Annotated in this window: 23 protein-coding genes; 17 read left to right on the forward strand and 6 right to left on the reverse strand. The window is 34.8% G+C overall.

Annotated elements, in window-relative coordinates; genetic code table 11:
- Positions 1-5: 5 nt before the first annotated feature.
- From EW15_RS03365 to sds, 5 genes are read left to right on the forward strand one after another with little or no spacing between them, the layout of a single operon-like run.
- The gene (locus EW15_RS03365) at positions 6-734 is read left to right on the forward strand and encodes a 2-phosphosulfolactate phosphatase family protein (protein ID WP_038655105.1); all 729 of its coding nucleotides are present in this window, start codon (positions 6-8) and stop codon (positions 732-734) included.
- 29 nt (positions 735-763) lie between these two features.
- The gene (locus tag EW15_RS03370) at positions 764-1,588 is read left to right on the forward strand and encodes a carbon-nitrogen hydrolase family protein (RefSeq protein ID WP_038651945.1); all 825 of its coding nucleotides are present in this window, start codon (positions 764-766) and stop codon (positions 1,586-1,588) included.
- Positions 1,588-2,673 carry an N-acetylmuramoyl-L-alanine amidase gene (locus tag EW15_RS03375; RefSeq protein WP_052041161.1) on the forward strand — a complete coding sequence of 362 codons (1,086 nt, stop codon included), beginning with the start codon at positions 1,588-1,590 and terminating at the stop codon, positions 2,671-2,673. The genes EW15_RS03370 and EW15_RS03375 overlap by 1 nt, the downstream gene beginning before the upstream one ends.
- Positions 2,674-2,675: 2 nt before the next feature.
- Entirely contained in the window at positions 2,676-3,473 is a 798-nt protein-coding gene (gene murI / locus EW15_RS03380) for a glutamate racemase (RefSeq protein WP_038651947.1), read from the forward strand.
- A gap of 22 nt (positions 3,474-3,495) precedes the next feature.
- The gene (gene sds, locus EW15_RS03385) at positions 3,496-4,467 is read left to right on the forward strand and encodes a solanesyl diphosphate synthase (RefSeq protein ID WP_038651949.1); all 972 of its coding nucleotides are present in this window, start codon (positions 3,496-3,498) and stop codon (positions 4,465-4,467) included.
- 1 nt (position 4,468) lies between these two features.
- On the opposite strand, the gene EW15_RS03390 is transcribed toward sds, so the two are convergent.
- The gene (locus EW15_RS03390) at positions 4,469-5,149 is read right to left on the reverse strand and encodes an HAD family phosphatase (RefSeq protein ID WP_038651951.1); all 681 of its coding nucleotides are present in this window, start codon (positions 5,147-5,149) and stop codon (positions 4,469-4,471) included.
- Positions 5,150-5,241: 92 nt separating this feature from the next.
- On the opposite strand from EW15_RS03390, the gene acs reads away from it, so the two are divergent.
- Complete coding sequence (gene acs / locus EW15_RS03395; protein ID WP_038655111.1) at positions 5,242-7,218, forward strand: acetate--CoA ligase; 1,977 nt, start codon at positions 5,242-5,244, stop codon at positions 7,216-7,218.
- Between the two features lie 2 nt (positions 7,219-7,220).
- Here acs and EW15_RS03400 read toward each other — a convergent pair whose 3' ends face one another.
- Positions 7,221-7,946, reverse strand: coding sequence for a DUF1350 family protein (locus EW15_RS03400; protein ID WP_038655114.1), 726 nt, complete (start codon positions 7,944-7,946; stop codon positions 7,221-7,223).
- A 148-nt stretch (positions 7,947-8,094) separates the two neighbouring features.
- On the opposite strand from EW15_RS03400, the gene EW15_RS03405 reads away from it, so the two are divergent.
- The 7 genes from EW15_RS03405 (at position 8,095) to EW15_RS03435 (ending at position 13,228) form a co-directional block, all read left to right on the forward strand.
- Complete coding sequence (locus EW15_RS03405; RefSeq protein ID WP_225866612.1) at positions 8,095-8,931, forward strand: 3'-5' exonuclease; 837 nt, start codon at positions 8,095-8,097, stop codon at positions 8,929-8,931.
- Positions 8,932-9,026: 95 nt separating this feature from the next.
- Positions 9,027-9,314, forward strand: a complete 288-nt coding sequence (locus EW15_RS03410; protein WP_038651953.1) for a hypothetical protein — start codon at positions 9,027-9,029, stop codon at positions 9,312-9,314.
- 128 nt (positions 9,315-9,442) lie between these two features.
- Positions 9,443-10,714 (forward strand): histidine--tRNA ligase, encoded by a 1,272-nt coding sequence (hisS, locus tag EW15_RS03415; RefSeq protein ID WP_038651955.1) that lies wholly within the window; start codon positions 9,443-9,445, stop codon positions 10,712-10,714.
- 21 nt (positions 10,715-10,735) lie between these two features.
- Entirely contained in the window at positions 10,736-12,139 is a 1,404-nt protein-coding gene (locus tag EW15_RS03420; protein WP_038651957.1) for a nucleotide sugar dehydrogenase, read from the forward strand.
- Positions 12,140-12,305: 166 nt separating this feature from the next.
- Positions 12,306-12,488 (forward strand): hypothetical protein, encoded by a 183-nt coding sequence (locus EW15_RS03425; protein WP_225866597.1) that lies wholly within the window; start codon positions 12,306-12,308, stop codon positions 12,486-12,488.
- Between the two features lie 27 nt (positions 12,489-12,515).
- Complete coding sequence (locus EW15_RS03430; RefSeq protein WP_038651959.1) at positions 12,516-12,854, forward strand: TIGR02450 family Trp-rich protein; 339 nt, start codon at positions 12,516-12,518, stop codon at positions 12,852-12,854.
- Between the two features lie 131 nt (positions 12,855-12,985).
- Entirely contained in the window at positions 12,986-13,228 is a 243-nt protein-coding gene (locus EW15_RS03435) for a hypothetical protein (protein ID WP_052041235.1), read from the forward strand.
- Between the two features lie 47 nt (positions 13,229-13,275).
- Here EW15_RS03435 and EW15_RS10780 read toward each other — a convergent pair whose 3' ends face one another.
- On the reverse strand, positions 13,276-13,440 hold the full coding sequence (locus EW15_RS10780; protein ID WP_156095730.1) for a hypothetical protein: 165 nt from the start codon (positions 13,438-13,440) through the stop codon (positions 13,276-13,278).
- Positions 13,441-13,813: 373 nt separating this feature from the next.
- On the opposite strand from EW15_RS10780, the gene EW15_RS03440 reads away from it, so the two are divergent.
- The 3 genes from EW15_RS03440 to EW15_RS03450 all read left to right on the forward strand — a co-directional run bounded on the left by EW15_RS03440 (position 13,814) and on the right by EW15_RS03450 (position 16,885).
- The gene (locus tag EW15_RS03440; RefSeq protein ID WP_038651961.1) at positions 13,814-14,866 is read left to right on the forward strand and encodes a chlorophyll a/b binding light-harvesting protein; all 1,053 of its coding nucleotides are present in this window, start codon (positions 13,814-13,816) and stop codon (positions 14,864-14,866) included.
- 304 nt (positions 14,867-15,170) lie between these two features.
- A complete protein-coding gene (locus EW15_RS03445) occupies positions 15,171-16,556 on the forward strand; it encodes a sodium/glutamate symporter (protein ID WP_038651963.1) in 1,386 nt (461 codons plus the stop codon).
- 71 nt (positions 16,557-16,627) lie between these two features.
- Positions 16,628-16,885, forward strand: coding sequence for a hypothetical protein (locus tag EW15_RS03450; RefSeq protein ID WP_038651966.1), 258 nt, complete (start codon positions 16,628-16,630; stop codon positions 16,883-16,885).
- A gap of 12 nt (positions 16,886-16,897) precedes the next feature.
- On the opposite strand, the gene EW15_RS03455 is transcribed toward EW15_RS03450, so the two are convergent.
- Positions 16,898-17,569 carry a glutathione S-transferase gene (locus tag EW15_RS03455; RefSeq protein WP_038651975.1) on the reverse strand — a complete coding sequence of 224 codons (672 nt, stop codon included), beginning with the start codon at positions 17,567-17,569 and terminating at the stop codon, positions 16,898-16,900.
- Positions 17,570-17,738: 169 nt separating this feature from the next.
- Between EW15_RS03455 and EW15_RS03460 the strand changes: the two genes are divergently transcribed.
- On the forward strand, positions 17,739-18,299 hold the full coding sequence (locus EW15_RS03460) for a GIY-YIG nuclease family protein (RefSeq protein ID WP_038651977.1): 561 nt from the start codon (positions 17,739-17,741) through the stop codon (positions 18,297-18,299).
- 370 nt (positions 18,300-18,669) lie between these two features.
- On the opposite strand, the gene EW15_RS03470 is transcribed toward EW15_RS03460, so the two are convergent.
- On the reverse strand, positions 18,670-19,386 hold the full coding sequence (locus EW15_RS03470; RefSeq protein WP_038651981.1) for an SDR family NAD(P)-dependent oxidoreductase: 717 nt from the start codon (positions 19,384-19,386) through the stop codon (positions 18,670-18,672).
- Entirely contained in the window at positions 19,383-20,669 is a 1,287-nt protein-coding gene (gene crtL / locus EW15_RS03475) for a lycopene beta cyclase (protein WP_038651983.1), read from the reverse strand. Before crtL ends, EW15_RS03470 begins: the two co-directional genes overlap by 4 nt.
- Positions 20,670-20,934 lie beyond the last annotated feature (265 nt).

The raw sequence follows: 20,934 nt of genomic DNA on the forward strand, positions 1-20,934 counted from the left end.
TGGAAATGAAACTTTCTTATTTTTATGCGGCGGCAGATGTGCCTGATGGGATTATTCCTGAATCTTCAGTCGTGATTGATGTTTTGAGAGCTACAACAACTATTGCCTGGGCTCTTGAAAATGGAGCTGATTCAGTGCAGGTGTTTGCAGATGTTGATGAACTTAAAAATCAGGCAAATGCTTTTGACTCTAAAGAAAAAATACTTGTTGGAGAGAGAGGAGGAAAAAAATTAGATGGATTTGACTTGGGAAATTCTCCATTAGGAGTCTCAACTGAGAGAGTAAAAGGAAAAAGAGTTTTTATGAGTACTACCAATGGAACAAGGTCACTACATCGTGTCAGAGAATCCAAAAGTTTGTACACAATGGCACTCCCAAACAGAAAAGCTATTGCTGAAAGATTGAAAAGTGATAATCCAAAAGAGGTTTGGATTGTTGGTAGTGGGTGGGAGGGTTCCTATTCTTTAGAGGATTCTTTAGCCGCTGGGGCTTTAGCCTCTCTTTTAATGGATCAATTAGAATCTGTTCAGATATTAAATGATGAATTGATGGCCTCCATAGCACTATGGAAAAATTGGGAGAATGATGTTGAAGGATGTTTACGTATTGCAAGTCATGGACAAAGACTTGCAGGAATAGGAAATCATGATGATGATTTTGCTTGTTGCGCTTCTTTGGACAACCTATCTGTTATTCCTAAACAGATTGAGATGGGCGTACTTCGCTCAAACTAACTTTATAAATTTTTTTCTTTTTTAACTCAGTGTCAGATTTTTTGGCTGCGGCCTTACAGTTAACAAGTACCTCAGACATAGACGCAAATCTCAATGCTGCTGAAGAACAAATTGAGCTAGCGTCAAGGCGTGGAGCTGACCTCGTTGGACTTCCTGAAAACTTTGCATTTTTGGGTGAAGATCAGAAAAAATTAAAAATTGCATCTTCAATATGTGAAAAATGCAATAGTTTTTTAGTAACAATGGCAAGGAGATATCAAGTGGTTTTGCTTGGAGGTGGTTTCCCTGTTCCAGCTGGCGATGGAATCAGAACTTTAAATAGAGCGGAGTTGTTTGGTAAAGACGGTCAATCTCTAGCAAGATATGACAAAATCCACCTTTTTGACGTTGATCTACCTGAAGGTAATACCTACAGAGAATCTGAAACAATTGTTTCAGGAAGCGAATCTCCTCCTGTTGTTGATGTGCCAGGTCTTTGCAAAATTGGATTATCGATATGTTATGACGTGCGATTCCCTGAACTTTATCGGGATTTGGTAAATAAAGGCGCAGATTTATTAATGATTCCAGCAGCTTTTACTGCTTTTACTGGAAAGGATCATTGGCAAGTCTTATTGCAAGCTAGAGCTATTGAAAACACAGCTTATGTTGTGGCACCGGCGCAAACTGGCCGTCACTATGGCAGAAGACAAAGCCATGGACATGCGATGGTCATTGATCCATGGGGGATAGTTTTAGCAGATGCAGGAGTTGTTCAAGGAGCCGCAATAGCTCCTGCTGATAAAAAAAGAGTTGAGAGAATTAGAGGACAAATGCCCAGCTTGAAACATCGAAAAACAGAGCTTTTTATTTGATGTTTAAAGATCAATCTTTAAAGTCAAAACTAGGATTGTTTGCGGGATTTGTTTTTTGTTCCAATCTCTTTATTTCTTTACCTCTAAGATCTGCTAGTGCTCTTGCTGCTTGGGCCTTAAATAGTAACGGTAGCCTTCAATTACGAACTGCTGCTGGGGCTAAATTAGATGCTTTTTATCAATCCTCAACTTCTGATAAAGGTGAGAGGGTTTGGATTGATTTCCCTGGAGAATTAAGCCGACCTAGAACTATAAAAGGTAATGGATCAGTTAAGGAAATTAGACTAGGTAAACCCTCTAAGGGAAAAACGAGGCTTGTTATTGAATTCTTGCCATCAGTTAAATTAGCACCATCAAAATTAAAATTAATTGGCACATCGCGAAATACCTGGGAGTTGGAACTTATTGGTCTAGAAAGTAATTCTTTTAGTTCTATTGAAGAAGGTAATATTTTAAGAAACTCAATAAAAAGAACTTATGAAAAAATAAAGACTCAGGATTTAGATGTATCTTCTTTACCAGATGTACCCTATGGAAAGTATAAAGTTGTAATAGATCCAGGGCATGGGGGCTCAGACCCTGGTGCTGTTGGAATAAATGGATTAAGAGAAACTGATATTGTTTTAGAAGTGTCAAAGAGTGTTTCAGAATTTCTAACAAATAAAGGCGTTAAAACTATTTTAACTCGGAATTACGAGAGAACATTAGACCTACAGCCAAGAGTTGCCAAGGCTAATAATTCAAAAGCAGATGCTTTTGTGAGTATTCATGCAAATGCAACAAGAGGAAAGCGAAAAGATGTTAACGGCTTAGAAACCTATTATTACTCTGGTTATAAAGGTTATTCTTTAGCTAAAAATATTCAAAAACAAATTTTAATTGTTTCTCCGCAAAGCCCTGATAGGGGTGTTCGTAGATCACGCTTTTATGTAATTAGAAAAACATCCATGCCTGCAGCTTTAGTAGAGATTGGATTTGTTACTGGTATGTATGATGCTGATTTATTACGACAAAAAAGTTATAGGGATATAATTTCATTTGCTATCGCGAGGGGAGTACTGAATTATCTAAAAGTTTCAAATTAGATATGCGTATTGGATTATTTGATAGTGGTATTGGAGGTTTTTCTGTTCTAAAAAAGGTTATTGAGTTATGTCCAGATAATTCATTTATATATTTGGCTGATACAGCAAGACTTCCCTATGGAGTAAAGACAAATAATGAGATCAAAAAAATTGCTGAAGAAATATCATCTTGGTTTAGTTATCAGAAAATTGACGCTTTTTTGGTTGCTTGTAACACAACAAATGCTATTGCCTTGGACGTACTCAAAAATAATTTAGATGTCCCTGTTTTTGACTTGATTGGCTCTGCTGCCTCAACCATTAAGGAATCTAGGGTAGGTGTTCTCGCAACTCCTTCTACAGTAAAAAACAAGGCTTATACAAATGCAATTTTAGATATCAAGCCCAAAACATTTGTAATTGAGCAACCATGCCCTGATTTTGTTCCAATGATTGAAATGGATAACATTAATTCAGATGAGATTACTGATGTTGCGAATGGATATTTACAACCTCTTTTAAAACAAAAAATTCATTCTTTAATTCTTGGCTGTAGTCATTATCCTCTCATAACTCCTTTGCTGACTGAGATTTTACCCTCTGGTGTTAAATTGATTGATCCAGCAGAAGCTCTTTCTTTGAAGTTGAAGTTGTTTATGGATTCAAAAACAAGCAATTTCTCAAAGAGAAGAAAATCAGTTGATTTAAAGTTTTACGTAACCTCTAATCTTGAAAATTTTCCAAATAAAGCTAAACATTGGTTAGATGTGTTTCCTGAAGTTAATCTGGTTTCACTACAGAAGAAGGGCTGGGTCTCTTAATATTAAAAAGTAGAGCGGTTTTATGACCACAGCCACAGAAATTCTTCAACCTGTAGAACTTGATCTAGAAGCGCTGCTACTAGATCTTCGCAGTCTCATAGGCGCTGGACACCCTATTTTGCAGGCTGCTGCAGAGCATCTTTTTAGTGCAGGCGGTAAACGTTTAAGACCTGGAATTGTTTTATTAATATCAAGAGCTTTGACTTCTGAAAAGGATCTTCCTTTGAAACATCGAAAATTGGCACAAATTACTGAGATGATTCATACCGCTTCCCTAGTTCATGATGATGTCGTTGATGAAGCTGATACCCGTCGAGGTGTTGAAACTGTCCATAGTCGATTTGATCCCAGGATCGCTGTTCTTGCTGGAGATTTTCTATTCGCTCAAGCAAGTTGGCATTTGGCAAATCTTGAGAATTTAGATGTTGTTAAATTGTTAAGTAGAGTGATTATGGATCTGGCTGAGGGTGAAATAAAGCAGGGACTTAATAGATTTGATTCAAGTCAATCCTTTGAGAGTTATTTAGAGAAAAGTTACTGTAAAACAGCCTCTCTAATTGCTAACAGCTCTAAGGCTATTGGTGTTTTATCCGATGTTGATCAAGACAGCTTAAATTCACTCTATTTTTTTGGAAGACAGTTAGGATTGGCCTTTCAGGTGGTTGACGATATTCTTGACTTCACTGGAAATGACGAACAATTAGGTAAACCTGCAGCTAGTGATCTCCAAAGTGGGTATCTTACTGCACCAGTTTTCTATGCTTTGGAAGAAAATCCAACTCTTAGCGAACTTATTATTGGTAAATTCTCCAAAAAAGATGATCTTGATAAGGCTCTGTCACTAGTTAGGAACTCAAGTGCGATCAAAAAATCAAGAGAATTAGCCGAACAATTTGCATCAGAATCTAAAGATTCTATTTCATGGTTGCCAGATTCACCATCAAAAAAAGCTTTACTTGAACTACCTGAATTTGTTATCAGTAGACTTTATTAACTTAATACTCATTCAATATTTGTTCAATTTCTTTTAAATGTGTGATTTGTTTTAAATTAATGTTTTGGTCAAAATCTTCTTTTTTCGGAAGTTGATCACGTTTTTCTTTTAAAAAGAAAACACAACAACCCGCTTCAATCGCAGAAGTTACTCCAGCAATTGAATCTTCAACAGCCCAACATTCTTTAGCAGAAATATTTAACTTTTCAGCGGCTAATAGATATGGATCTGGAGCTGGTTTCCCTTTGGCTAGTAATTTTTCATCGCCAAGAACCATTACAGAAAAAAGATTTATCCACTTATGAGGAGCAGTCTTTATCTGGAAAGATTCAGAGCTGCTACTGGTTACTAACGCCATTGGGATATTGTTTTTATGACATCTTTTGACCAAACTTTCGCCACCTTGCATTGCTTGTGCAGTGAGGATGAGTTGTCTTGAGATGGGCTTATGGAGTGTTAGTAACTCTTTTGCTTTTACTTCCTTTGGAATTAATTTAACCAGTTCATTGGCACAATCAATTCTTCTTTTGCCTCTTAAGAGCTTTAGTTGATTATCAGTTAGATTTAGATCAAAAAGTGCTGCGGTTTCTCTCCATGCTTGTCCATGTAAGGGTTCTGAATCAATTAGAACTCCATCAAGATCAAATAAAAATGCTTTAGGAAAATTCCAATTTTTCTTCATTATGAATTTGTTTTAAATAAGAGTTTCACTATTCAAGCCTTTTGGTCAGAAATAGCTTGAATGCAATAAATGAAAAGTTGTTTTTATCTTTCATGAATTCAGACAATTCTAACTCTATTGAGTCTGTTCTTCAGGAGCAGAGAGTTTTCCCCCCCTCTGATGCCTTTTCCCATAAAAGTAGAATCTCATCTTTTTCAAAGTATTTGGAAATGTCGGAGATGGCTAAATCAGATCCAAATAAATTTTGGGGTGATGCAGCTAGAGAAGAATTACATTGGTTTAAAGCTTTTGATAAAGTCCTCGATTGGTCCAAGCCACCATTCGCTAGATGGTTTGATGGAGGAAAAACCAATATTTCTTTTAACTGTTTAGATCGTCATTTAAGTAGCTCAACAGCTGACAAAGTAGCCTTGATTTGGGAAGGCGAGCCAGGTGATCAAAAAAAATATACCTATAAACAACTACACAAAGAAGTTTGCAAAGCAGCTAATGCACTCAAGTCTATAGGTATAGGCAAAGGAGATCTTGTCGCTTTGTATATGCCTATGGTGCCTGAGGCTGCAATTGCAATGCTTGCTTGTGCAAGGATTGGAGCACCACATTCAGTTGTTTTTGGAGGCTTTTCTTCTGAGGCTCTGAGGGATCGATTAATTAATGGAGAGGCGAAAGCAGTAATTACTGCTGATGGTGGCTTTAGAAAAGATAAAGTGATTCCTCTCAAAGATGCCGTTGACTCAGCATTAGAAAATGGTGCTTGTCCAAAGGTCGAATCTGTTTTAGTTGTTCAAAGAACAAAAAAACTTATTGCTATGGATAAGGGGAGAGATTATTGGTGGCATGAAATTGTAGATAGTCAATCAGAAGAATGTTTCCCAGAACAAATGGATAGTGAGGATTGCTTATTTGTTTTGTACACTTCTGGCTCTACGGGCAAACCAAAGGGAGTAGTTCATTCAACTGCTGGGTACAATCTTTGGTCTCATTTAACTTTTAAATGGATTTTTGATATTCGTGAAAATGATGTTTATTGGTGCACAGCTGATGTGGGTTGGATCACTGGACACAGTTATATCGTCTATGGCCCGCTATCTAATGGAGCTACTACTGTTATGTATGAAGGAGTTCCTAGGCCCTCAAATCCAGGAGCTTTTTGGGATGTAATTCAGAAGCATAGGATTTCGATTTTTTACACTGCTCCAACAGCTATAAGGGCCTTTATGAAAGCAGGAGAAAAGATTCCTAAGCAATACGATTTATCTAGTTTGAGACTTTTAGGAACTGTTGGAGAGCCAATTAATCCAGAGGCTTGGATCTGGTATCGAGATGTTATTGGGGGAGGGAGATGTCCCATAGTTGATACATGGTGGCAAACAGAAACTGGAGGAGTAATGATTAGTCCTCTTCCAGGAGCGACTCCAACCAAGCCTGGTTCAGCAACTTTCCCTTTGCCTGGGATTGAAGCCGATGTGGTCAATTCAGAGGGGGAATCTGTCGCTAATAATGAGGGTGGATATTTAGTAGTTAAAAGACCATGGCCTGGAATGATGAGAAATGTTTACGGAGATGAAAAAAGATTTAGAGAGAGTTACTGGGAATATTTAAAACCTTCAGACAATAGCCATATATATTTTGCTGGGGATGGGGCACGAAGAGATGAAGAAGGTTATTTTTGGGTTATGGGGCGAGTTGATGATGTCATAAATGTTTCTGGTCATAGGCTTGGAACAATGGAAATAGAATCAGCATTAGTTAGTCATGAGCTCATCTCAGAAGCTGCAGTTGTGGGTAGACCTGATGACTTGAAAGGTGAGTCAATAGTAGCCTTCGTTACTTTAAAAACTGGTGCAGAAGCAAATGAAAAAATTGAGGCACAATTAAAAAAACACGTTGTTAATGAAATTGGAGCTATTGCCAAACCTGATGAATTAAAATTTACTGACTCTCTTCCTAAAACAAGAAGTGGCAAAATAATGCGCAGAATTTTAAGAGCACTGGCTTCGGGCGACGAAATCAGTGGGGATACAAGTACTCTTGAAGATAGATCAGTTTTAGATAAATTAAGAAATTAATATTAAACTTTCCAATGAGTTACTTGATCGACTATTAAATCAATTTTTTCGTATTTTAATAAACTTTGGAAATTTGATTTTAGTAACTTTTCTCTTAGCCCTACGCTTACTGGAGTTAGGTGATTACCTTCTAATTGCATAATTTTAGATTTATCAGTGGGTCTTTTTTGTAATGATTCAAGTAATAAATCGTTTTGATCTAGATTATCATTTCTAAATTTTATTAATAGATTATTTATTTGCTCATAGTGTTCTCTAACGAGATTTAATGTTTCGGCAGGACTTGGACTAAACTCTGCTTCAAAGTCAAGCTTTTGAGACATTTTCCTAAGTAATGGTATAGATTTATCAGCCTTGAAATTATTAAAGCTCATAGCGACTAAACCATCGCAATTCCTTCCACCATCTGGCGCTAGTAAATGTAATTTACATCCAAGACTATGTCCCAATCTTATTGATTTTGGTATTAAGCCAACTCTCTTTTCAAGAATTTTTCGACATTGACGGAATTGTTTCCAAGCATGATTGGCTTGAAGTTGATGATCAAAATTAGGGATATAGCCCCATGAATGAACTGCAAAATTTCTTTTTAAAAGACAAGAAATAAGCCTTTTGTATGTAACTTCTGGCTTTATTGAAATATAGCTACCTCCAATTAGTTCTATTAGACCAATTGGTCTTGAAGGCCATTGACAAGAAACATTACTTATACGCCTAGAAGTGTTCATTGAGGAAAACACTATATAAAAAGAGATAGATGTCGATTATAAATTAAATATGTGTATCTCTTATTTCTAATGATCTAATAAGTTTTTATTCAAGACTGTTTTTATGATGATAATAGGGGCATGATTAATTTGTTTTGAAGTGAAAGAAGTGCAAAATCGTCAGAAAGAAAGCGAACAGCTTGGCTTTCTGTATGAAACAACTAGAGAAATTTCTAATAAAAAAGAAATTGATTTAGGAGTAAAAAGTTCTTTAAACTCAAAAAAAGAACCGGTTGAAATACTAAGAGAAGAACGTTTACCTAAGAATATCTTGATTTTAGATACGGAAACCACAGGTCTTGACAATAAGAATGATGATTGCCTTGAAGTAGGTTCGATACTTTTTAATGTCAAAACTAGATCAGTGTTAGCGCAGCAATCGTTTCTTTTACCAGTTGAAAATAATAACGCAGAAAAAATAAATAACATTCCTGCTGAGATAACTAGATTACCTCAACCTTTATCTGAAGCAATTAAATACTTTGAATCTTTGGTTCGTGTATCAGATGTGATTGTTGCTCACAATGCAGAATTTGATATGAAATGGTTTGGTCTCAATAAATTGCCTGAAATTGACAAAAAGTGGATTTGTTCTATGGACGATATAACTTGGCCAGCTGATAGACAATTGAAGCCTCGCCCTTCTGTTAGAGATCTTGCATTGGCTTATGGTGTACCAGTCTGGAATGCACATAGAGCTTTGACAGATTGCATATATCTGGCAGAGGTTTTTAAAAGATGTAGTGAACTTGAAAAACTATTGATTAGAGCATTAGAACCAAAAATTCTATTTCGCGCTGAGATCTCATATGAAGAAAGGGATCTGGCGAAAAGAGCTGGCTTTAGGTGGAATGATGCAATTAAGGGTGCTTGGTCTAAAAGAATGAGTCGTCTGGAGATGGAAAAATTAGACTTCCCTGTACAAGAAGTCGACTTTAATACTTGAAGTAGATCTTTCATAAAGTACTCATTTCAAATCTTTTCTTTATGTTTAATGTATTGAGTAATGAGTTTTTTTAGAGTTTTCTCCATGATTGATCTATGAGGAAATATTTCACTAAGAAAAAAATAGTTGGTCAGACGGCTCTTTTTAAAAGTAAGACTGACGGTAACGAATTAAAAAAGCGTCTCAGGCAATGGCAGCACTCAAGAAGTTGGGCTCGTTTGATTTGTGAAGCGGAAAAAATGTGGACTCTTGAATCAAAAGAACTTAAGAGACTCGGCGCTATGGAATTAATTCAACTTCAAAATGAAATGCCTTTTAATGTGAGAAGAAGAGTTAATTTTTGGTTGGTTAAATATTCAGGCGCTACGCGACTAGAGGATTAACCTTAATTACCTTGCTAAGTTGAACCTCTCCAATTTGGTTTTCAAAACTTACTCTTTTAAAAAATATTTTACAGTTTACGTAAACAATTACTATTAAACAAACAACAAATATTTTTGCTGAAGCTACTTTGACCAATCTCAAGAATTTAAGAGGAATGGTGGATCTTTTACCTGCTCAGAGTCAGAGCTGGCAAAAGGTCGAATCAATTGCGCTTGAACATTTTAGTCGGGCTGGGCTTCAAGAAATTAGAACACCAATTGTTGAACAAACTGAATTATTTGCAAGGGGTATTGGTGAAAATACCGATGTTGTGTGCAAAGAAATGTACAATTTTGAAGATAAAGGAGGTCGTTCTTGCACTTTGAGACCTGAAGGGACAGCTTCTGTCGCGAGATCAATTGTCCAGCATGGGTTGTTAAATAATGGGCCTCAAAGGCTCTGGTATAGAGGACCAATGTTTAGATACGAGCGTCCTCAAGCAGGAAGACAAAGGCAGTTCCATCAAATTGGAGTTGAATTTGTTGGATTGGCCTCTGTTATGAGTGACGCTGAGGTTATTTCAATAGCTTGGAACTTTTTAAAGGATGTTGGTCTGAATGATTTGACTTTAGAAATTAATAGTCTTGGAAGTAATGCAGATAGAAGTATTTTTAAAGAAGAGCTGAAAGATTGGCTTAATCAGAGATTTGATTTCTTAGATGAAGATTCTCAGAAAAGAATTAATGTTAATCCCTTGAGAATATTAGATAGTAAAAATAATTCCATGAAAGAACTTTTGTCTGAAGCACCTTCTCTAAACAACTTTTTATCTCATGAAAGTAAAACTAGATTTGATTATTTAAAGGAGTTACTAAATAATCTAAAGATCCCATATAAAATTAACAATAACTTAGTAAGGGGGCTTGATTATTATTCTCATACAGCCTTCGAAATAACAAGTGATGACCTGGGTTCTCAATCAACTGTATGTGGTGGGGGACGTTACGATGGCCTGATAAGCGAACTAGGGGGGGGGCAAGCTCCCTCAATTGGCTGGGCTATTGGGATGGAAAGGTTGATAATTCTTGCTGGAGATAAAATTTTACAATCAAAATCTCCAGATGCTTATGTGATTCATAAGGGTGAAAAAGCTGAACAACTTGCTTTGGAAATTACTTGTCAGTTAAGGTCGTCTAACTTAATGATTGAATTGGACTACTCAGGTTCATCTTTTTCAAAACAGTTTAGGCGAGCAGATAAAAGTAGGGCCAAATGGGCCTTAGTGATAGGTGAGGATGAGGCATCTAAGGGGCAATTATTGATGAAGAAATTAAGGGATAAACAAAAGGATGAGAAGAGTAAGGAATATATTTTTTCAAAGGAGGATCTAGATCAATTAATTAAGAAGTTGATTGCCTAAAAAAATTATGGATTGTTTTAAATGAGCTCTAGTAAAATCAAAAAAATATGTTGTATTGGTGCGGGTTATGTTGGTGGCCCAACCATGTCAGTTATTGCAGATAAATGTCCGGATTTAGAAGTTAGGGTCGTTGATATTAATAAAGAACGAATTGATGCATGGAATGATTCAGATCTAAATAAATTACCAATATTTGAGCCTGGATTAGATCGGATAATTTCAAGAACAAGAGGGCGAAACCTTTTCTTTAGTACAGAAATGGAAAAATCAATTTCTGATGCTGATATGGTTTTTATATCAGTTAATACTCCAACTAAAACAAAAGGACTTGGAGCTGGACAAGCAAGTGATCTTAGTTGGGTTGAAGCTAGTGCAAGGCAAGTTGCTAAATATTCAAAAGGACACACAATAGTAATTGAAAAAAGCACTCTTCCAGTTCGTACTGCACAAGTAATAAAAGAGATACTTAAGACAACAAATAGAGAAAATGAAACAAATGAAATTTCAAAAACTTTTTCTGTTTTATCGAACCCTGAATTCTTGGCTGAAGGTACCGCAATTAATGATTTAGAAAAACCTGACAGAGTTTTAATTGGTGGGGAGGATGCTGATGATGTAGATGCACTGGTTAAGATTTATTTGAATTGGGTCCCTAGTGAACAGATAATCTGTACTAATTTGTGGAGTAGCGAGCTTTCAAAATTAGCTGCTAATGCATTTCTGGCTCAGAGAATTAGTTCAATAAATTCAATTTCAGCCTTTTGTGAAGCGACTGGAGCTGATGTTCAGGAAGTTGCTAAAGCAATAGGAACAGATAAAAGGATAGGTAATCAATTTCTTAATGCAGGTCCGGGCTTTGGTGGGAGTTGCTTTAAAAAGGATATTTTGAATTTAGTTTATTTAAGTGGATATTTTGGTTTACCAGAGGTTGCTAATTATTGGAATCAAGTAGTAGTTCTAAATACTTGGCAGCAAGATAGAATTTATAAAATTGTCCTTGAAAAGCTTTTTGGTACGGTTAATGGGAAAAATATAGCAATACTCGGTTTTTCTTTTAAGGCAAACACCAACGACACTCGAGAATCTCCTGCAATAAGAATTTCAAGTGACTTACTCGAAGAAGGAGCAATTTTATCAATTTATGACCCTAAGGTTTCATTTGAGAGAATAGAGGAAGATTTTGAAAAAATTTCATTTGATAATCAAGGTATTTGGAAAGTGGCCCATTCCATTCCAGAAGCATTGAAAAATGTTGATGCAGTTTTAATTCTTACTGCATGGGATGAATTCTATGGACTTGATTGGAATTATTTAGCTTCTTTAATGAGATCACCAGCTTGGGTTTTTGATACAAGATCTGTTGTTAATCGACAAGAAATTGATAATACAGGTCTAAATCTGTGGAGACTGGGTGAGGGGAACTAAAATATCTTCATAAAAAAATAATACGCCTATAATTGGTGCTTAAATAAATCAAATTGATTTAAAGTGTTTTATTAATTTAATTTTAGAAAAAATAATGCTCTTTAAATTTCTTTTCAAAAAGAAGAAGAAGAAAAAACTTCAAGAACAATCAGAACAAAAATTTGATATGAATAATTGGATGAACTTATCAAAGGAAGAGAGACTTGAAATAGATTTTAATGAAAAGAATATAATAATGAGAAAGAAAAAGGCACTGTTAAAATCAATCAGAGAAGAATATTTAAAAATAAAAAATAAAGAACAAAAAATATCTAAGAGTCAAAAAAATTCTAAAAAAGTTATTTATTAGAAAAGTTTCAATGAATTATTTGATTTTATGATTTGGCCTCCAGTAAAAGCTTGGACTAGTAAGATTAATCTTAATGGCCAACTTCATTTCGTAGCAATTAATTATGGTGGCGAATTGCTAAAAAGATGGGTCCTTTTGATGTCTGTACTTGACTCGACTGTGGTTGTAAAAGTTCCGTGGTCGCAGTTAGTTGATTTATCTAAGTGGGAAGCTGGATGGGATGAAATAAATCATAGAGTTTCTTCTAAATTAGTAAATAATAAAAGTGATATAAAAACTACTAACTTTTCTCTACCATCTATTGATTCTGGTTTAACAATACCTATAAGTAAAAAGACTATTAGGCCTTGGTTTGAAAAGAGTTAAAGTAATATTTTATATACGACTCGAATGCAATCTAAGTATATTTTTATTATTACTTGCTTTCCCAGCTTAAATCTTTGGGCTTTTTTTGGCGGACTTTTTACGCTAAAAAAAAGATACTTGTTTGTTCAAGAATGATAGAAGCATCAATGTGGTTATCAGAAAAAGAAGCTAGTGAGGTTTTGAGAGTAAATGAACAATCTTTAGAGTTGATGAGAGAAAGGGGATATTTAAAGCCAGGAATTCACTGGAGAAGTTCAAATGATCCTAAACAATTGCCATGGAAGCCAAAAGTCTTTTATTCTTTAAGGGGATGTAAGGAAGTTATTGAATATTGGCAGAACAATGATGATTCTTGTGCGCAAAGAGCAGCCTAAAGAAAAACAAAGAATTTTTGTAGATTTGATATTTAAGAATTGCCCTTTTAAGCTACTAAATTCTCACCTTTACAATCATTGATCGAAGTCTCCAAAATTGGATAAAGAGAAATCATTTTTCCGTATTCAGGCGATGTTCTATAAACATTCGCTTTTTTTCGATAGTGATCTTCTGTCTCCATCTCTAGACGATTAAGTCGATTGAAGTTCATGATTCATTATCCAAAAGGATTTATTTACTTATTAGTTGTAAATAAAGAGACCAAATTAATCTTTTATATTAATTACATATTTGCATGTATTTATATGGATTCTGGGACTTGATTGGTCTCGAATGCCTGATATAAAATTATTTTATGTATCAATTAATTCTTTAATTAATAAGTCTTGGTTCTGCAATTCGCTTGATTATTTTATTATGAGTCCTTGGCTGTCTGTTTTGTATTGTTTAAAACCTGCTTTTTTTGATATTTTTTTATTTCATCGGATTTAAATAATAAAAAAAATTTACAGATTCTTTCTGTTGCATGAGTATTCGATGAAATTGAAGTATTCTCTGTTCGGTTTTGAAAAATAGAACTTCTAATGCAGACCTATGGAAATTCAGCCGTCACCTACGGGTGGTGGGCTGGCAACTCAGGGGTCACCAACCGTTCAGGCAAATTTATTGCTGCTCATGCCGCTCATACCGGTTTGATTGCTTTCTGGGCTGGTGCCTTCACGTTATTTGAATTGGCTCGATTTGACCCTTCCGTACCAATGGGTCATCAGCCTTTAATTGCCCTTCCTCATTTAGCAGCTTTGGGTATTGGTTTCGATGAAACTGGAGCCTTTGTTGGTGGAAGTGCGGTTGTTGCAGTTGCTGTCTGTCATCTAGTTGGATCCATGGCTTATGGGGCAGGTGGATTGATGCACTCTCTTCTTTTCTCTAGTGACATGCAGGAATCTTCTGTGCCACAGGCCAGAAAATTCAAGCTTGAATGGGACAACCCAGATAACCAGACTTTCATCCTTGGACATCATTTGATTTTCTTTGGTGTTGCATGTATTTGGTTTGTTGAATGGGCGCGGATACATGGGATTTACGATCCTGCTATTGGTGCTATTCGTCAGGTTGAATACGACCTTAACTTGAGTCATATCTGGGATCATCAGTTTGACTTCCTAACTATTGACAGCTTGGAAGATGTTATGGGAGGTCATGCTTTCTTGGCTTTCTTAGAAATAACTGGTGGTGCTTTCCATATCGCTACTAAGCAAGTTGGAGAATATACGAAGTTCAAAGGAGCTGGGCTTCTTTCAGCAGAAGCTATTCTTTCTTGGTCACTAGCTGGTATTGGCTGGATGGCAGTTGTCGCAGCATTCTGGAGTGCAACAAATACCACTGTTTACCCTGTTGAATGGTTTGGAGAACCACTAGCACTTAAATTTGGAATCTCTCCTTATTGGATCGATACTGTGGACCTTCCAAATGGTGCTCATACTTCTCGAGCTTGGCTAGCTAATGTTCATTACTACTTTGGATTCTTCTTTATTCAAGGTCACCTATGGCATGCTCTTAGGGCAATGGGATTCGATTTCAAACGAGTGACAAATGCCTTAAGTAATCTTGATACTGCTTCAGTATCTTTAAAATAGTTAAATAAATTTAACTTAATAAAAAAGCCCCACATGCTTGGGGCTTTTTTATTGGGTTCTATTTATCAATGGCTCAATTCTTTCAATAATAATTAACCATATTTCTTATTAGTTTAAAATTTAAAAAAATATTAAACTAATAAGAAATATGGTTATGGTTTGATCGCATATTTACTAATAATTAAAGCTAATTAAATGATTTGATTGAGATATGATAAGAAACAAAATTACTTTAGATGTTAAATATTCAAATGGGATATTATTTTTTAGGGATTTTCATTTACTTCCGTAAGCTTGTTAATAGATGAGTTTGTCGTTTTTAGGTTTGGAAGACCTATATAAAATTAATGCAATCCCGACGTTGGTCCTTTCTTTGGGTTTGCTTGGACTGATAGGAATTCTTCTAACCCTTGGTAGAAGATTGGATTCCGCGATGAAGTTGGAAAGATTTGGTATTCCCATAGCCCTTTTAATTGGAGCTTTAGGTTTTTTAATTGGTCCTTATGGACCTCTTTCTTTATTACCAGAAAGGGTTCTGAATACTTGGATGCAATTACCAACTCCATTGCTCACTTTAGTCTTTGCGACCTTAATGCTAGGAAGACCTATTCCAAGAATTAGTGCTTTATGGAAACCAGTTGCCTCGCAGGCATTACTTGGACTTTTATTAGGCTTTGGTCAATATGTTGTTGGTGGGATAATTGTGCTGTCATTTCTGCTTCCTTTTTTAGGAGTAGATCCACTGATGGGATGCATTATTGAAGTTGGTTTTGAAGGAGGACATGGAGCTGCGGCAATAATGGGAGAAAGTTTTATGAAATTAGGCTTTCCTGAGGGATTAGACCTGGGCTTTGCAATGGCAACTGTAGGGTTACTTGCTTCTACATTGTTAGGGAGCGGCTTGGTTGTCCTAGGTAGGTTTTTTGGATGGCTTGTGACTACTGAACAAGAGCCCCCAAATGATTTAAATTATATTGAATTAGAAATTAAACCAATTGAACAACTTAAGTCGCTTTTATATAATTTTGCTCTACTAGGATTAGCGGTATTGATTGGAATCTTTTTTCTTTATTGTTTGAGGCTATCTTCTACTTTTTTTAGTGATATAAGTAAGCAGGTGATATTAGCTTTCCCAGTATTTCCATTGGCTTTGATGGGTTCATTTTTAGTTAGATTTTTATTGGAAAAAACCGGAAAGACTAAATTAGTATCATCACTTTTTCAACGTGAGATTGGTATACTTTCAACCGATTTACTTATAATTACCGCCATGGCTGGATTGAATTTACCTTTATTAGTTAACTACTGGGTTCCTATAACCATTTTAGCCATTGGTGGATTGATTTGGAATCTTGTAGGGATGTTGATTTTTTCTAGATTATTTTTTAGAGAAGAATGGTTTGTAAGAGCAATAGCAGAGTTTGGAAATTCAACGGGAGTTGCAGCCAGTGGACTATTACTTTTGAGATTGGCTGATCCTAGAAATTCTACTAATACGTTACCTGTGTTTTCTATTAAGCAATTATTTCTTCAACCACTTCTTTCTGGAGGTCTGATTACTGTAATAGCGCCTTTGTTTATCAGTAATTTTGGGCTTAAAGGGTGGACAGAATTTTGTGGATTAATTTCATTGTCTTTATGTGTAGTAGCAATATCTCTACAGTCAAAATATACAAAAGCTTCAGCATAATAATTAATGAACTTAACTAAAGTTATAATTTATAGAAATATAAGTTTTAATAAACTATTTCCCTCCTTTATATGAATCGACAAAATTACAAAGATATTCCCCCTCAAGAATCAAAAGAAAAATGGTTTAAAAGTCATCTGCTTGGGAAAGAGGTTGAATTAAGAGAACTCTATGAGTTGCCTCAGGATCAGTTGGATTTAGTGATGGCAGAGACTGCAGAGTTTAGGAGCGATATAGGAAATAGAGATAGAAATCTAGGTAAATTTTGTACAGCTGGTTATTTTTTAGAGTTATCAAGAATCATTGACAAAAGAAGGGCCTCAGAATGATTTTCTGCTCTATTATCCAAAAAATAGAGGTTCATTTTTCTTGCTCCATGTTTCATTCTTTTTCATAACTATTGGATATTTCTCATGCGTAAAAAAATAATTTAACCAACAACGTAAATAATGAATTTCATTGTTTTGATCAAACTTTCTTATGTCAGCTATTCTAAATTGCCTTACAAATGGCCAGATAGCCCAATCAGCTAAGCTTTCTTTTGCATCAACAAGAAATAGAGCTTTTCCTTGGTTTGAAAATTCTTTTAATCTGTTATTTAAAGATAAAAGTATTTTCATAGCTTCAGAACGATGAGTTTCTGATTCTTCAATATTAAATCTAGATGCATATTTAAATCGATCCAAATGATATTTAAATGCTTTATCATTTATTTCTATAAGACTCAATATTTGTTTTGAAATATCATTATCACTACCACAACCAAATAATCCATTCATATTCGATTTTTTGATACTCCATATCATTATTTCTAGACTTTCATCAATTACTTTATTTAAACTAGTTTTTAGTACAGGTACAGTTGCTTTTTTAGAAATTTGAATTAATTCAATAGGCTTGTTCTTTAGTTCGACCTCTCTTAACTCTACTATTTGATTTGTGTTTAATAAAGCCCATCTAGCTCTAATTGCGTAGGGACATCGTCTAAAACTATATAGAATATTGTGCTTCATAATTTTCCTGTTAAAATCATATTGTCAATTATATCTATAGATGATTAGTCAATCTTAGAGGTCAAAATAGAAGATGCTTCACAAGTATATTCTTTATGGTTTCCTTTGCAAATTACATTTTACTATTAAAATATATTCAATTCGCTTCATTTTTCAAGAAAATTAAATTATGTCAGGATTTGTTTATTTAATGAAAAATGGTGATTTATATAAACTTGGATGTACCACTAATTTGAATAGTGAGGCGACTAAAATGAAACCAGGTGAAATAATTTCTTCTTTCAAAACTAATGATCCAAAATCTTTTGAAGTAAGATTGCTAAGGCTTTATAAGAAAAAAAGAATTCCCGATACCAACTATTTTCGTCTATCTGAATCAGAAGTTAATAATTGTAAAAAACATTTAGAAGGCAAAAGTAATTTTCCAAAAAGCTTAAATGATGAGTTAAGAATTGGATTAAATGGATCTTTGTTTTTCGCTGCTATAACTTTTCTTATTTCATTCCTTATTAATAAGATGTTTATATTTAGTTTTTCTCTGTCAATATTATTTTCCTCTTTCCCTATGTGGTCGCTTGCAATTCTTGGTAGTTTTGGAGGCTATGATGCTGATGATCTTACACTTTTCTCGACATTTTCTAATAGATTTAAAGGTCTTTTGATAGCTATCTCCATGATTTCAGTTTCATATGTTCTATATACCTTTTCTCGCTTTGTAATTACCTTTTAATCTAGGCAATTATTTTTATTTATATAATTTATAAATTCTTGCTCAATTATCAAATTGTCGCTATAAATATATTTAATAGGTAATGAAATTTAGAAAGTATGAACGTTTCTGATTATCTTCAATTTTTAGAACCAATACAAGAACAGCTAAATAAGGTTTACTCGATCGCTTCGTTGGTTCTTACAGTATTGGTTTGTTTATGGCTCTTTAATTTTATAGTTGGTCTCATTCAAAGAACATATTCAGTAGGTAAAGCAATAGGAGGTTTTTATAGAAACTATTTTCATAAGTATCTCCGTAAGGCAATTCTGGGAGTGTTGAATACATTTAAGAAAACTACTAATCCTATTTAAAAAAAAATAAGACTTCTCTAATAAATGCTTGTTTCAAGTTGACAATTTAGTGCGATTTCAAAAGGAATAGAACTGTTTGGTAAATCAAGTAAATTGGAGCAAATACTTGCAATATCATTTGCTTGTGTCATATTTTTTTTGGGAAAATGTTTTATTTCTTTTGCCATATCTGTATTTACCCAGCCTGGGCAAATAGCTGTAACTCTAATACCTTTTTCCCATCCTTCATTTCTCATGGATTGGCATAAGCTCATTAAAGCAAATTTACTCATAGAATAGCCAGTCAAGTTACCTTTTGATCGTTTTCCACTCATTGATGCCAATACAATAATTCGTGCTGAATTGCTTAGAGATAAATACTTCCAAGCATGTTTTGTTAGTATCCATGGTCCCATCACATTAACTTTCCATAGATCTTCAATATCTTTCATTTCATTATCATTAAATAATAGATTTGTTCTTTTGAATATCCCAGCGCAATGAATAATAGTATCAATACTTTTAAAAGTTTCGAATGTTTTATCTACCCATTTCTTTGATGAATTTTTATCAATTGCCTCATAGTTGTGAACCAAAAAACTATCTGAATTGTTTTTTTTGGGATCTAAGGGTGTATTGAATAAATCTCCTTTTTCTCTTACCCCTAAGCTTAATGAATGTCCTTCTTTAAGTAATTTTAATGCTATCGCTTTACCTATACCTCTACTTGCTCCACTTATAAGTATTTTTCTCATTTATTATTAACTAGTAATGCTTTAAATAATAAATTTAATTCTCTGCCATGCATATTCATTAAGCCTTGTTTGATAGTCCACGGTGATTTCCTAAACATCTTCCACATTGCGGATATTAGTTCTTTAAGGCTAAGAGTATTTGTAAGGAATCCATACCATTGTTTATTAGGTAAACTGAAAAACTCTATAAAAAATCCTCTTAGCAACTTCTCTTCGAAGCGCATCAATTTTTCTAATCCAAATTTATAAATAGCTTGTTTCCTTCTGAGCTCTGATGGCCATAAGGTTTGCCAACCTTTCTTTGCTAATGAAGCTGAGGATGCTTTTGGGTCTTTCATTGCTAATGAAAGGGCTTTGGCAACTTTAGGAGCTCTCCTTAAAAGGCTGCCAACCATGTATCCAGATGCAGGATGTACCATCCCAGCAGAACCGCCAAATCCAAGGACCGGCTGTGTTAGGTCGGGGATAGGCATGTTCATTGGCAGATATGAACCATGCTCTTCATGATCAAGACTTTTTATTTCTAAACCCCGAGTCTCTAATCTTTTTTCCAGTCTTCTTTTTAACTCATTAAGAGATACTGGAGGAAATAGACCCAAGGATGTTTCTTCTAAGAAAAACTTTCCATTTCCCATGTCCATAGCGTATAAAAATGTTGGAGCTTCTTTTCTCTCCTCTGTATTCAAGTGGTCGCAACGATAATCCATTAAAACAAATTGGCCTTTCTCGACAGGTGGTGAACTGAACTCCCCTACGATTCCGTAACAAGTTTGAACGGCTACTGGTCCTTGGTTAGGAGACTTAATAAAAACAGGTTTGTAGCCAGTTGCGTCAATTACTACCCGAGCATTCAGTTCTTTTCCATTAGAAGTTTTAACTGTGCTGGTTAATTGATTTGTTTCTAAGTTGACTGCTGATCCTTTATGCCATTTTATTTGAGCATTATTGCATTGTTCTAACCAATAAGCTTGTAATTTATTTTTATCAAAAAGTCCATAATCTCTATTGTGTTTGGTGATTTCATTCTTTTTAGAATTAGGATCCTTGTCTCCCTCCCCAAAATAACTAATGGTATTTACCCATCTATGTTCAAGTAAATGACTTAGCCCAAGTTCGTCAACTTCTTCACCCCAAATCCCATACGTGAAGGGCCAAGGTTCATCTGGCGATTGTTCCGATAAGATTTCAACATCTAAGTTCTCAATCGCTAAAGCTGCCGCTATTGATAAAGCGCCTGGGCCTGACCCAAGTACTAGAGCATCTTTTAATGCACTAGTATTCATTGCTTCCCTTGAGGAGAATGGCTATTTCCTTTTACTTGGGGTCGAAAAATAGGATTTAATTTCTTAGAATAAAATTTAGTTATTTGATTGCCTCCCATGTTTACCACTTTAAACACCATGCCTATAGGTTCAACAATAGCTCGCGATGGCATTAAGAATGAATTGTATTAATGTTTTTTATCAACTTAATAATTTTATTTTATTTCTAAGTATTTATCAAGATTTTTTTATTAAAAATTGAAATAATATAAAATTTAGTTTAATT

The sequence above is a fragment of the Prochlorococcus sp. MIT 0801 genome (genome assembly GCF_000757865.1).
Lineage (GTDB): Bacteria > Cyanobacteriota > Cyanobacteriia > PCC-6307 > Cyanobiaceae > Prochlorococcus_B.